Annotated in this window: 9 protein-coding genes; 8 read left to right on the top strand and 1 reads right to left on the bottom strand. The window is 32.6% G+C overall.

The window, feature by feature from the left end; translation table 11 throughout:
* The first annotated feature begins 5 nt into the window (after positions 1-5).
* From LG295_RS08370 to LG295_RS08335, 8 genes are all read left to right on the top strand, one after another.
* Positions 6-1,706, top strand: coding sequence for a proline--tRNA ligase (locus tag LG295_RS08370; RefSeq protein WP_107558050.1), 1,701 nt, complete (start codon positions 6-8; stop codon positions 1,704-1,706).
* A 411-nt stretch (positions 1,707-2,117) separates the two neighbouring features.
* Positions 2,118-6,434 (top strand): PolC-type DNA polymerase III, encoded by a 4,317-nt coding sequence (locus LG295_RS08365; protein ID WP_318832932.1) that lies wholly within the window; start codon positions 2,118-2,120, stop codon positions 6,432-6,434.
* A gap of 352 nt (positions 6,435-6,786) precedes the next feature.
* On the top strand, positions 6,787-7,254 hold the full coding sequence (rimP, locus tag LG295_RS08360; RefSeq protein WP_107531924.1) for a ribosome maturation factor RimP: 468 nt from the start codon (positions 6,787-6,789) through the stop codon (positions 7,252-7,254).
* Positions 7,255-7,277: 23 nt separating this feature from the next.
* Positions 7,278-8,450, top strand: coding sequence for a transcription termination factor NusA (gene nusA / locus LG295_RS08355; RefSeq protein ID WP_107531925.1), 1,173 nt, complete (start codon positions 7,278-7,280; stop codon positions 8,448-8,450).
* 17 nt (positions 8,451-8,467) lie between these two features.
* A complete protein-coding gene (rnpM, locus tag LG295_RS08350; RefSeq protein ID WP_038678381.1) occupies positions 8,468-8,752 on the top strand; it encodes an RNase P modulator RnpM in 285 nt (94 codons plus the stop codon).
* Complete coding sequence (locus tag LG295_RS08345; RefSeq protein ID WP_101094237.1) at positions 8,749-9,066, top strand: ribosomal L7Ae/L30e/S12e/Gadd45 family protein; 318 nt, start codon at positions 8,749-8,751, stop codon at positions 9,064-9,066. Before rnpM ends, LG295_RS08345 begins: the two co-directional genes overlap by 4 nt.
* 4 nt (positions 9,067-9,070) lie before the next feature.
* A complete protein-coding gene (gene infB, locus LG295_RS08340) occupies positions 9,071-11,179 on the top strand; it encodes a translation initiation factor IF-2 (RefSeq protein WP_325999015.1) in 2,109 nt (702 codons plus the stop codon).
* 397 nt (positions 11,180-11,576) lie between these two features.
* The gene (locus LG295_RS08335; protein ID WP_107531814.1) at positions 11,577-12,575 is read left to right on the top strand and encodes a hypothetical protein; all 999 of its coding nucleotides are present in this window, start codon (positions 11,577-11,579) and stop codon (positions 12,573-12,575) included.
* Between the two features lie 446 nt (positions 12,576-13,021).
* Here the strand turns inward: LG295_RS08335 and LG295_RS08330 are convergent, their stop codons facing one another.
* A complete protein-coding gene (locus LG295_RS08330; RefSeq protein ID WP_107531815.1) occupies positions 13,022-13,894 on the bottom strand; it encodes an HTH domain-containing protein in 873 nt (290 codons plus the stop codon).
* Between the last annotated feature and the right edge of the window lie 456 nt (positions 13,895-14,350).

Here is a 14,350-nt window from a genome sequence, read left to right as displayed (position 1 = left end):
TATAAATGAAACAGTCTAAAGTATTTATACCAACTATGAAAGAAGTGCCAGCCGGTGCTGAAGCATTAAGTCATCGTTTGTTATTGAAAGCAGGTTTAATCAAACAAAGCACAAGTGGCATATATAGTTATTTACCGCTCGCAGCTAGAGTATTAAATAATATAGAGGCAATTGTTCGTGAAGAAATGGAACGTATTGATGCAGTGGAAATCTTAATGCCAGCACTGCAACAAGCAGAATTATGGGAAGAATCTGGCCGTTGGAGCGCATACGGACCGGAACTCATGCGTTTACAAGATCGTAATGGTCGTGAATTTGCCCTTGGACCAACTCACGAAGAAGTAGTTACTTCTTTAGTAAGAGATGAATTAAAATCTTATAAACAATTACCTTTGACATTATTCCAAATTCAATCTAAATATAGAGATGAAAAACGCCCACGTTTTGGTTTATTACGTGGCAGAGAATTTATTATGAAAGATGCTTATTCTTTCCATGCTGATGAAGCATCTTTAGATGCCTCATATCAAGATATGTATAATGCATATGGTCGTATCTTTAAACGAGTTGGTATTAATGCGAGACCTGTTGTTGCTGATTCTGGTGCAATTGGTGGTAGTCATACGCATGAATTTATGGCATTAAGTGAAATTGGTGAAGATACGATTGTATTTAGCGACCAAAGTGATTATGCTGCAAATATTGAAAAGGCAGAAGTTATTTACCAACCAAATGAAAAGCATGATGAGGTTAAACCATTAACTAAAATAGAAACACCTAACGTCCATACTGCACAAGAGTTAGCATCATTCCTTGAAAAGCCATTAGATGAAATTATGAAATCTATGATATTTAAAGTAGACGGAGAATTCATTATGGTCTTAGTGCGCGGCCATCACGAAATTAATGATATTAAATTAAAAGCATACTTTGCCACAGATAACATTGAATTGGCAACGGAAGATGAGATTGTTAATCTACTTGGTGCAAAACCAGGTTCTTTAGGTCCTATTTTCGATAAAGATATTAAGATTTATGCCGATAATTATATTCAAGACTTAAATAATATCGTTGTTGGTGCAAATGAAGATGGCTATCATTTATTAAATGCAAATGTAGGTCGTGATTTTGAAGTTACAGCATATGGTGATTTCAGATTTATATTAGAAGGTGAACCATTAGTAGATGGTTCAGGTTCAGCTCACTTCGCTGAAGGCATTGAAGTAGGACAAGTATTTAAACTAGGTACAAAATATTCAGAAAGCATGAATGCGACTTTCCTTGATAATCAAGGTAAAGCCAAACCACTATTAATGGGTTGTTATGGTATTGGTGTTTCTAGAACATTAAGTGCAATTGTAGAACAAAATAATGATGAAAATGGTATTATTTGGCCGAAGTCAGTTACACCATTTGAATTACATTTAATAACAATCAATCCTAAAAAAGATGATCAACGTGAATTAGCAGATCAACTTTACACACAATTGAAAGAGCAATTTGACGTGTTATATGATGACCGTAAAGAGCGTGCGGGTGTGAAATTTAATGATGCAGATTTAATTGGTTTACCTATACGTGTAGTTGTTGGTAAAAATGCTGCTGAAGGTATTGTTGAGGTTAAGCGTCGAGATACTGGTGACAGTGAAGATGTTCACATTGACAACTTAACAAATTATGTAAATGACTTATATTCAAATATATAAGTTGAAAGCAGAGTCGATGACAATTTGTTACAATAGCTAATGTAAATAGGTAAATAATGCCTATAAAAATCATGAGGCTGAAACAAAATAAAGCATTAAATGCTGATGTGTATAGGTTTGAGCATACACAGTAGCTGTTTAGTATTTAAAATAGTGATTTCAAGATTTTTAAATACTTATTCAGTCTTGTGGGGCGGGCATATGAAATCAAATTTAAAATTTTGATTTCTGTCCCGCTCCTATTTATTTGTTGGTAAAAATTATGCATTGCATCCTATAAGTTGAACTATTAGAATTTCGAATATATTTAGTTATAATAGAGAAAATGAAAAATAATACATACACCGTCATAAAATGTAATTAATAATATACAAGTAAAACAGTGTAATTAATAGTAAGGTGGTTATCGTCATGTCAATGACAAACGAGGAAAAGTTTAAAATCCTAGCTGACCAAATTAAAATCGCAGAGCATTTGGATTCTGAAATATTAACCAAAAGTGAATTAACACGCGTGGACGTTAAAACAGTGGATCGTTCATGGGTATTTCAAATCACGTTCCCATATTTTTTAGCAATAGAAGATTACTTACTTTTCACAAGTGCAATTACTGAAGAATTCAAATCAATTGCTGAGGTTAAGTGTAATATTACGATAAAAGATAAAGCTAACCAAGATGAATATGCTATTAAATACTTTAGCCATTGTATTGATCAAACAAAGTTATCACCGAAAGTTAAAGGCCAATTAAAACAGAAGCGTTTGATTATGTCTGGAGATATTTTAAAAGTGATGTGTCAAAACGACGTTGAACGCGATCATTTTGATAAAGCTTGTAACGGCAGTTTAATTGCAGCATATCAACAGTGTGGATTTAGCATAAGTAAAGTTGTTTTTGAAACTGATAGTGCAGTAAACGATGGTGATTTAGCATCACTAGAGGCACACATACAAGAAGAAGATGAAAAGAGTGCGCGTGAAGCAACGGAAAAATTAGAAAAAATGAAAGCTGAAAAAGCGAAACAACAAGATAATAATGAAAGTTCTGTCTCAAAATGTCAGATTGGTAAACCAATTCAAATTGAGAACGTACGTACAATTGATTCTATTATTGAAGAAGAGTTTAAAGTAGCAGTCGAAGGTGTCATTTTTGATATTAATCTCAAAGAGTTGAAAAGTGGCCGGCATATTGTAGAAATCAAGGTAACAGACTATACAGATTCTCTCGTATTAAAAATGTTCACACGTAAAAACAAAGATGACTTAGCACATTTTAAAGCTTTAAGTGTAGGGAAATGGGTGCGTGCACAAGGTAGAATAGAAGAAGATACTTTTGTACGAGATTTAGTTATGATGATGTCAGACATAGAAGAAATTAAAAAAGCAACAAAGCAAGATAAAGCTGAAGAAAAACGAGTAGAATTTCATTTGCACACTTCAATGAGCCAAATGGATGGTATCCCCAATATTTCTACATATGTAGACCAAGCTGCTAAATGGGGGCATAAAGCTATTGCTGTTACAGATCATAACGTTGTCCAAGCATTTCCAGATGCACACGCTGCAGCAGAAAAAAATGGAATTAAAATGATATATGGCATGGAAGGCATGCTTGTAGATGATGGAGTACCAATAGCGTATAAACCTAAAGATTGTAATTTGAAAACAGCAACATATGTTGTATTTGACGTTGAGACGACAGGATTATCTAACCAATACGACAAGATTATTGAGCTTGCCGCAGTCAAAGTTAAAGACGGTGAAATTATAGATAAGTTTGAACGTTTTAGTAATCCACATGAACGTTTATCAGAAACGATTAAAAATTTAACACATATTTCTGATGATATGTTAGTAGATGCGCCAGAAATTGAAGAAGTGTTAACAGAATTCAAATCATGGGTTGGAGATGCAATCTTTGTTGCTCATAACGCTTCCTTTGATATGGGCTTCATTGATACGGGCTATGAACATGTAGGTATAGGTGCTTCTACAAACGGTGTTATTGATACATTAGAATTATCTAGAACAATTAATACTGAATATGGTAAGCATGGTCTGAATTTCTTAGCTAAAAAATATGGTGTGGAATTGACTCAACACCATAGAGCTATTTATGATACTGAAGCAACAGCATATATGTTTATAAAAATGTTGAAACAATTAGAAGAGCTCGGTGTTCATAATCACCAAGACATCAATACTTCTTTAACCAACGAGGACGCGTATAAACGTGCGAGACCTAACCATGTTACGCTGATTGTTCAAAACCAAGAAGGATTGAAAAATCTCTTTAAAATTGTAAGTGCTTCATTAGTCCAATATTACTATCGTACGCCGAGAATCCCACGTTCGCTACTAGATGAACATCGGGAGGGGATACTTGTAGGTTCAGCTTGTGATGAAGGTGAAGTCTTTACCGCAGTAATGCAAAAAGACCAATCCCAAGTAGAACGAATTGCTAAATACTATGATTTTATTGAAGTGCAACCTCCAGCACTTTATCAAGATTTAATCGACAGGGAACTTGTGAGAGATAATGAAACATTACATGAAATATATAATCGTTTAATTAGAGCGGGAGATGTTAATAATATTCCTGTAATTGCAACAGGCAACGCGCACTATTTAAACGAACACGATGCAATTGCGCGTAAAATTTTAATTGCATCACAACCAGGGAATCCATTAAATCGTTCTACTTTACCACAGGCACATTTTAGAACAACTGATGAAATGTTAGATGAATTACATTTTTTAGGCGAAGAAAAAGCTTATGAACTTGTTATTAAAAATACAAATGAATTAGCAGATAAAATTGAACGTGTTGTACCCATTAAAGACGAATTGTATACGCCTAGAATGGAAGGCGCAAACGATGAGATTCGTGAAATGAGTTATAATAATGCCAAAGCGTTATATGGGGAAGACTTGCCTCAAATCGTTATTGACCGTTTAGAAAAAGAACTAGAAAGTATTATCGGAAACGGATTCTCTGTTATTTATTTAATTTCACAGAGACTTGTAAAGAAATCATTAAATGATGGCTATTTAGTAGGTTCACGTGGTTCAGTAGGATCAAGTTTTGTGGCAACAATGACAGAAATCACAGAAGTAAACCCGTTGCCACCGCATTATATTTGTCCTGAATGTAAAAATAGTGAATTCTTTAATGATGGTTCAGTTGGTTCTGGTTTCGACTTACCTGATAAAAAGTGTGAATCTTGTGGCTGTGACTTAATTAAAGAAGGGCAAGATATTCCCTTTGAAACGTTCTTAGGATTCAAAGGAGATAAAGTACCAGATATTGACTTGAACTTCAGTGGGGAATATCAGCCAGAAGCACATAATTATACAAAAGAACTCTTCGGAGAAGATAAAGTGTTTCGTGCAGGAACGATAGGTACAGTTGCTGAAAAAACTGCATTTGGTTTTGTTAAAGGTTACTTAAATGATCAAGGTATCCATAAACGAGGTGCTGAGATTGATCGACTAGTAAAAGGTTGTACAGGGGTTAAACGTACAACAGGACAACATCCAGGTGGTATCATAGTTGTACCAGATTATATGGATATATATGATTTTACACCAGTCCAATTCCCTGCAGATGATCAAGCATCATCTTGGATGACGACGCATTTTGATTTCCATTCCATTCATGATAATGTCTTAAAATTAGATATTCTGGGACATGATGATCCAACTATGATACGTATGTTGCAAGATTTATCAGGTATTGATCCGAAAACGATTCCAGTTGATGATAAAGAAACAATGGGTATATTTAGTTCGCCAGAACCATTAGGTGTGACTTCAGAGGAAATTCTATGTAAAACGGGTACATTTGGCGTACCTGAATTTGGTACTGGCTTTGTTAGACAAATGCTAGAAGATACAAAGCCTACGACATTCTCAGAACTTGTGAGAATTTCTGGCCTTTCTCATGGTACGGATGTATGGCTAGGTAATGCGCAAGATTTAATTCGTTCTGGAAAATGTGACCTAGCTAGTGTAATTTGTTGTCGTGATGACATTATGGTTTACTTAATGTATAACGGTTTAGAACCATCACTTGCCTTCAAAACAATGGAATTTGTGCGTAAAGGTAAAGGGTTAACAGACGATATGGTTGAAGCTATGGTTGATAATGAAGTGCCAGATTGGTATTTAGATTCTTGTAGAAAAATTAAATACATGTTCCCTAAAGCACATGCTGCAGCTTATGTATTGATGGCGGTACGTATTGCTTATTTCAAAGTCCATTATCCATTGTATTATTATGCAAGTTATTTCACAGTGCGTGCCTCTGACTTTGACTTGATTTCAATGATAAAAGACAAAGAGAGCATTCGTAACACAGTAAATGACATGTATTCAAGATATATGGATTTAGCTAAAAAGGAAAAAGATACATTAACTGTCCTGGAAATTATGAATGAAATGGCTCAACGAGGTTTTCGTATGCAACCGATTAGTTTAGAAAAGAGTAAAGCCTTCGAATTTATTATTGAAGGTGATACTTTAATCCCGCCATTTATATCTGTTCCAGGTCTTGGCGAAAATGTTGCACAAAGAATAGTAGAAGCACGTGAAGAAGGGCCATTCTTGTCTAAAGAAGATTTAAATAAGAAAGCTGGTTTGTCACAAAAAGTAATCGAATATTTGGATGAATTAGGCTCATTACCTAACTTACCAGACAAAGCACAACTTTCTATTTTTGACATGTAACGTGTTGTATTATAAATACAAAAAGCCAATAGTATCATGAGTTAAAATAAGTTTAGTTTGAAGAAGTATTTAAACTTTGAAGAAATACATTTAAGTGACTAAATTATTATTATATTTTTGAATCATATGACTTGGCTTTATTTGAAACAATTCTTCAATGAAAGAAATACTTTAAACGTATAAAATATAGCACAATAAAGTGACTAGCTTGTCATTACGGGATTTTTAAAATATAGTTATTTGTATAGAAAATAAACATATGATATAATAACAGTGCTTAAAAAATTAGACTCAGGCAGGAAGAGTGGGCATATTACCCGCTCTTTTCTATTTGCCAAAAAAGGAGGTCAGCATGAGTAAAATAACTGAACAAGTTGAAGCAATTATTCAACCTGTCCTTAATGACTTAAATTTTGAATTAGTAGAAGTTGAGTTTACAAAAGAAGGAAAAGACCATTTTTTAAGAGTATCTATTGATAAAGAAGGCGGCGTAGACTTAAATGATTGTGCGTTAGCTTCTGAAAAAATCAGCGAAGTTATGGATGCAGAAGATCCTATTCAAGAAATGTATTACTTAGATGTTGCGTCACCAGGTGCAGAAAGACCAATTAAAAAAGAAAAAGATTTCCATAATGCTGTATCAAAACCTATTTTTGTATCTTTATATGCACCAATTGAAGGTTCTAAAGAATGGTTGGGTATTTTAAAATCTGTTGAAGACGAAACGATAACTATGGAAGTTAAGGATAAGTCAAAAACAAAACAAGTTGAAATATTAAGAAGTAAGATCGCTAAAGCACGTCATGCTGTAATGATATAACGTGATAAGGAGGATGATAAGTCGTGTCAAGTAATGAATTATTATTAGCAACTGAGTACTTAGAAAAAGAAAAAAAGATTCCTAGAGAAGTGTTAGTTGATGCTATAGAAGCAGCTTTAATTACTGCTTATAAAAAGAACTATGATAGCGCAAGAAGTGTACGTGTTGAATTAAATATGGATAATGGTACATTTCATGTTATCGCACGTAAAGAAGTTGTAGAAGAATCAATGGATGATAGAGAAGAAATTGATTTAAGTACTGCACTTGTTAAAAACCCTGCATATGAAATTGGTGATATTTATGAAGAAGATGTTACACCAAATGACTTCGGACGCGTGGGTGCCCAAGCGGCCAAACAAGCTGTGATGCAACGTTTACGTGATGCAGAGCGTGAAATTTTATATGATGAATTTATTGATAAAGAAGATGACATTGTAACAGGCTTAATTGATAGAGTAGACCATCGCTATGTTTATGTGAATTTAGGACGTACTGAAGCCGTTTTATCTGAAGCGGAAAGAAGTCCAAATGAAAGCTATATTCCGAATGAAAGAATTAGAGTATACGTAAACAAAGTTGAACAAACTACAAAGGGTCCACAAATTTATGTATCAAGAAGTCACCCAGGCTTATTAAAACGTTTATTTGAACAAGAAGTTCCTGAAATATTTGACGGTACAGTAATTGTTAAATCTGTAGCACGTGAAGCAGGAGATCGTTCTAAGATCAGCGTACACTCTGACAATCCTGATATTGACGCAGTCGGAGCATGTGTAGGTGCTAAAGGTGCTCGCGTTGAGGCTGTAGTAGAAGAACTTGGTGGAGAAAAAATTGATATCGTTCAATGGAACGAAGATCCAAAGGTATTTGTTAAAAATGCTTTAAGTCCATCACAAGTTTTACAAGTTATTGTTGATGAAGCAAACCAATCTACAATTGTTGTCGTACCAGATTATCAATTATCATTAGCAATTGGTAAACGTGGTCAAAATGCCCGTTTAGCTGCAAAATTAACAGGTTGGAAGATTGATATTAAATCTGAAACAGATGCAAGAGAAGCAGGGGTTTATCCAACAGACGAAGGTATCATTGAAGAAATTGATACGTCTTCAGAAACAGTTGATACAGAAGTAGCACATTCTGAGGATACTACAAGCGAAATCATTGAAGAAGATGTAGATACTGAAAAATAAATTGGAGTGATTACTTTATGAAAAAGAAAAAAATTCCAATGCGTAAATGTATATTATCAAATGAAATGCATCCGAAAAACGATATGATAAGAGTTGTGATAAATAAAGCAGGCGAAATTTTTGCCGATGCAACTGGAAAACAACAAGGTCGTGGTGCATATGTATCAAAAGATGTTAAATTAGTAGAAGAGGCACAGCAAAAAGGTGTATTAGAAAAATATTATAAAGCTGATGCTGAAACATTAGAACCTGTTTATAAAGAAATTATACGTCTTATTTATCGTGAAGAGATTCCTAAATGACCAAGGAGAACATCGTAAATTTTTTAGGTTTAGCAATGCGTGCTGGAAAAGTTAAAACAGGTGAATCTGTCATTTTAAATGATTTAAAAAAGAACAAGTTAAAGCTCGTAATCATTGCAACAGATGCTTCTGATAACACAACTAAAGTGATACAGAACAAATGTGAAAGTTACCATATATCATTACGCATATTTGGAACGAGAGCTGAATTAGGACAAGCTTTAGGGAAAGCAGAACGTGTAAACATTGGAATCACTGATCAAGGCTTTGCTAAAAAGTTATTGTCAATGATTGATGACTATCGTAAGGAGTGACTATATGAGTAAAAAAAGAATTTACGAATACGCAAAAGATTTAAAATTAAAAAGTAAAGATATTATAGATGAGTTAGCTAAAATGGACGTTGAGGTAACTAGCCACATGCAAACGTTAGAAGACGACCAAATTAAGGCTTTAGATAAAATTTATAAACCAGAACAAGCACAGCAAGCTGCTAAATCAGAGCAGAAAAGTGCTCAAAATAAACAATCAACGACGAATCATAAAAACAACCAAGCCAACAAAGGTAATCAAAATAATAAACCAAACAACAAGAAAAATAACAAAAATAATAAGAACACTAATAAAAACAATAAAAATACTAAACAACCTAAACAAGAAGAGCCAAAGGAAATACCTTCTAAAATTACGTATCATGATGGTATCACTGTAGGTGAACTTGCTGAGAAATTAAATATAGATTCATCAGGTATTATTAAAAAATTATTCTTATTGGGTATAATGGCAAACATTAATCAATCTTTAGATGATGAAACATTAGAATTAATCGTAGATGATTATGGTGTAGAACTTGAAAAAGAAGTTATCATTGATGAAGAAGATTTATCCATTTATTTTGAAGATGAAGCTGATGAAGAAAATGGAATTGAACGTCCAGCTGTTGTTACAATCATGGGACATGTTGACCATGGTAAAACAACATTATTAGACTCAATTCGTCATACTAAAGTAACTGCTGGTGAAGCGGGCGGTATTACACAGCATATCGGTGCATACCAAATTGAAAATGATGGTAAAAAAATCACTTTCCTTGATACACCAGGTCACGCTGCATTTACAACAATGCGTGCTCGTGGTGCCCAAGTTACTGATATTACAATTTTAGTAGTAGCAGCAGATGATGGTGTAATGCCACAAACAATTGAAGCGATTAACCATGCTAAAGAAGCAGAAGTACCTACAATTGTTGCTGTAAACAAAGTTGACAAACCAACAGCTAATCCTGATCGTGTAATGCAAGAATTAACAGAATACGGTTTAATTCCTGAAGCTTGGGGTGGCGATACAATTTTCGTACCACTTTCAGCTTTAAGTGGAGATGGTATTGAAGACTTACTAGAGATGATTGTCCTAACTTCTGAAATTCAAGAATTAAAAGCAAATCCAAGTAAACATGCTGTGGGTACTGTGATTGAAGCTGAATTGGATAAATCACGTGGACCATCTGCGTCATTATTAGTTCAAAACGGAACGCTTAATGTTGGAGATTCACTAGTAGTAGGAAACACTTATGGTAGAATCCGTGCTATGGTAAACGATTTAGGTCAACGTATTAAGTCAGCTGGCCCTTCTACACCTGTAGAAATTACTGGTATCAATGATGTACCACAAGCTGGAGATAGATTTGTTGTCTTCAAAGATGAAAAACAAGCAAGACGTATTGGTGAAGCGCGTCATGAAGCAAATGTGTTACAACAGCGTCAAGAAAGTAAGAGCGTTTCATTAGATAACCTATTCGAACAAATGAAACAAGGTGAAATGAAAGATCTTAACGTAATTATCAAAGGTGATGTACAAGGTTCAGTAGAAGCACTTGCAGCATCATTAATGAAAATAGATGTTGAAGGCGTAAATGTAAGAATTATTCATACTGCAGTAGGTGCGATTAATGAATCAGATGTTACACTTGCTAATGCTTCGAATGGTATCATTATCGGCTTTAATGTACGTCCTGATACTGGTGCGAAACGAGCTGCAGATAATGAAGGCGTAGATATGCGTTTACACCGTGTTATTTATAACGTTATCGAAGAAATTGAATCTGCAATGAAAGGTATGCTAGATCCAGAATTTGAAGAAAAAGTTATTGGTCAAGCAGAAGTTCGCCAGACTTTCAAAGTTTCTAAAGTAGGTACGATTGCTGGTAGTTATGTGATAGATGGTAAAATCACACGTAATGCTGGTGTTCGTGTAATCAGAGACGGTGTAGTACAATTCGAAGGTGAATTAGACACATTAAAACGTTTCAAAGATGATGTTAAAGAAGTGGCTCAAGGCTATGAATGTGGTATAACAGTTGAAAAATTCAATGACCTAAAAGAAGGCGACATTATTGAAGCATTCGAAATGGTTGAAATTAAAAGATAACTTTTAAGCTTGCATGATATTTTCTTTTTTGGGAATAAACTTATATATTAGAAACAAAGCAAACTTTTATTACGTTGTTTGCTTTGTTTTTTTGTCCTAATTTCTTAAATTAATTTTCAGTGATATTCTGTAAACAATTAATAAAAAAGGTCTTAATTCTAACAATTAAAAAATTAGATTATGTACAATACACATGCTTATACTTTTCTTTTTTGAAGAATAATAAAATACAAAAATTGAATCTTGCAAATGTTGATGTATTAATTTATATAAATTATATACCTATTTATAGTTGTAAATTAGATCAAAAAAATATTGTAAATATACACTTGTTGAGGTGGGTTGACAATAGTTGTCTATCCTTTTAATTATAATCAAGTTAAATGGGAGGTTATAAATGATGAGTGAATATTTAAAAGATATAAATGAATTTTGGGAACAATATTTTAGTCAGTATAACTCTATTTATGACGAATCGACATTAAAGGCAATTATTAAAAATAATGATACAACAGCGTTTTTACATCCTATGGATTATGCTTATTTTCAAGAACAATTCGGAGATAATTTTACTGACATTCCAAGGTTTAAAAAAATGATAGACTTTGCGAATGGCAAAGTTACTTTAAATAAAAATAGACAAAGAGTTACATTTGAAAATGCTGATTTAAATCCAGCTATTGCAAGACCTTATTTTGGTAATCCAGAAACTGCAGATATAGTAATATTAAAGAAGCAACCAGAAAATGATTTTAAAACATACCAACTAAATCTAACTGATGATGAAGCGATTGAATATAGAAAAAGAATTTTATTAGACATTCAAGGCAAATTATTGTTTGATGGACAAAAATTATTTTTACCTTATATAGATAGACATAGATGGTTTGTGAAATATTTATATAGTAATGCGTCGACATTAAAGCAATTTAATATCGATCCTAATAGGGTTATGGTGCTCAATTTCTTTCCATATCAGACTGGACATTCTGCAGGTATACCTAAAGATTTTTTAACATTTAATCATAAACTTCCATCTCAAGTAAAAACTTATGAGTTATTAATAAAAATGTTGAAAGATGATAAACCACGAATCTATGTCGTTAGTGAGGAAGAACTATATATTTCTATATTTAAGAATTTTGCAGATAGTGAATTATGTCAGTATTTAATTGATCATTTATTCGTACTATCATCGAAGCAAAATCGTCATCTTACAGTATGTAATGTGTTGAGTTATAGGGAACATCGTATTCGTATTAAGAAAAAGCAGGAACTTAGTAAAATCGAATATTATAAGTGGAATCAAGAACAAAAAATAGCACGTGAAAATGGGAATTCTGATTTTCATGAAAAAATAAAAAACTTACAACATACATTGGAAAGACAACATTAATACACGGATAAAGTGTCTTAAGCAAAGTACTAATATGAATCAATAAATGAATGAGTAGTAAAATTGTTAGTACCTGAATACATGCATTAGTACTAATCATCTAGTAATCATAATAAATATAGATATGAGAGATGAGTATTTAAATATCTCGTACAAAAAACATACGTCAATTTCTATTGAGATTATAGAAATTGACGTTTTCTTATTTTTTATGACATTTGTTGATTGTTCAACGGTTAATTTGGAATATTATCGTACGCTTGTAACTTAAAAATATTTTTAACATAACGTTGCCATTTTGATAAGTGTATTTTTGAAACTTAATCGTCTATAATTTAAACCAAAAAATTATCGTTAAGCTACCATAAATAGTAGACATTTATTAATTAAATTAGCAGTAGCTATTAATTAAAGCGCTTTAGTTAATATGTTCCTTGTTATCTCATTTAAATATTGTAAGAGTTGAACAATGATTTTAAAATTGCTTTGAAATCATCGACATAATGTTGAGGTTTTAGTAATGTGATTTGAGTTGGATGCTCATAAGCAATGTGCATACATTCTTCTTTTGAAATAATGATATCTGCAATTCGTCCATTATCTACAGATTTCGTATTTACAATGATAAACTGGCGTTTAATTTTTGGCCAAATATGATCTTGAATAAGCATAGTTACACTATTAATGTCTTCAAATACAGATTGATCATAAACATCGTTAAGTTGTTCTACTTCTTTTACAGCAGATAAATCAAGAGTATAAACAATTCCATTAGCTAAATATGTGAACCAATATTTATCGGAAAAATAACGTGTATAAATAGGGATAATATCTGTAACATGTGTATGTTGTAATTGAATCGAAATCTTATGATTGTTTTCAATCGCTAACTGTATTCTGAAAATTAAAGTTGATTCACTAAATTCACGATGTATATTGAATTGACTTAACATTTTGTTAGACAAAAGTTTTTCGGCTAAGTTTGAATTCGCATTTAATCCTCTTATAAGATTATATGTATCTTCATGAATGATAGGCGTGAAGTTTTTCATACGAAAAATCAAATTAAGTAACCTATTATTCTTAAATTTATACCTATCAATTTTTAAACGATGCTTTTCTATGGTATTGTCGTATACAATTTGACCTTCTAGTCCATGCCATTCTTGATCTTCGTATAAAAAATTATTTATGTCACTTATGTCTCGTTGGATAGATCTTACATTTACATTGAGTTGCTGTGCGAGTTCTTCTTTATTTAATGCTTTTCCGTTTAAAAATCGTGTATAAATGTACAAAAGGCGTTCTGGTTTCTCCAATAATATACGCTCCTATAATTTTGAAAATAAGGTCGAGTTATTAAAATGTTTCGACCAGTAAAGTGGCACTTAAGCATAAGTAATATGCATGTAATCTGCTAATTAAAGTGAGTGGTGCTTATATATTTATGTGTGTGACCATTAAATTAAGTCATGCATTTGAGGAAAGGCAATAATATATTTTTGAAAATATATAGATACTGTCTCGCTCCCTAGAAGTATACCATTATAAATTATAAAATGTGTAATATTTTATTTTTTAATCACATAAATAGTGAGAAAATGTTCAATCACAAAGATTTACTGAACTAAATTTAACACTAAAGCAAAAAAATTAACACTAAGGCAAAAAAATTAACAGTTAGGCAATTTAAAATGAAATTTATAACGTTTCCATGAAAAATTATTACATAATTTAACACTTAGGAAATAAAATTATGCCCAACTGTCATAAGA

This window comes from Staphylococcus pseudoxylosus (assembly GCF_044794325.1).
In the GTDB taxonomy this organism is placed as follows: Bacteria; Bacillota; Bacilli; order Staphylococcales; family Staphylococcaceae; genus Staphylococcus; species Staphylococcus pseudoxylosus.
The sequence above is the reverse complement of the archived record's forward strand: the minus strand, read 5'-3'. Positions and strand labels throughout refer to the sequence as shown.

Excerpts from the sequence above, each read along its gene's own strand:
- LG295_RS08370 (WP_107558050.1), top strand. The coding sequence starts at position 6 with ATGAAACAGTCTAAAGTATTTATACCAACTATGAAAGAAGTGCCAGCC.
- LG295_RS08335 (WP_107531814.1), top strand. The coding sequence starts at position 11,577 with ATGATGAGTGAATATTTAAAAGATATAAATGAATTTTGGGAACAATAT.
- rimP (WP_107531924.1), top strand. The coding sequence starts at position 6,787 with ATGAGTAAAATAACTGAACAAGTTGAAGCAATTATTCAACCTGTCCTT.
- infB (WP_325999015.1), top strand. The coding sequence starts at position 9,071 with ATGAGTAAAAAAAGAATTTACGAATACGCAAAAGATTTAAAATTAAAA.
- LG295_RS08345 (WP_101094237.1), top strand. The coding sequence starts at position 8,749 with ATGACCAAGGAGAACATCGTAAATTTTTTAGGTTTAGCAATGCGTGCT.
- rnpM (WP_038678381.1), top strand. The coding sequence starts at position 8,468 with ATGAAAAAGAAAAAAATTCCAATGCGTAAATGTATATTATCAAATGAA.
- LG295_RS08365 (WP_318832932.1), top strand. The coding sequence starts at position 2,118 with ATGTCAATGACAAACGAGGAAAAGTTTAAAATCCTAGCTGACCAAATT.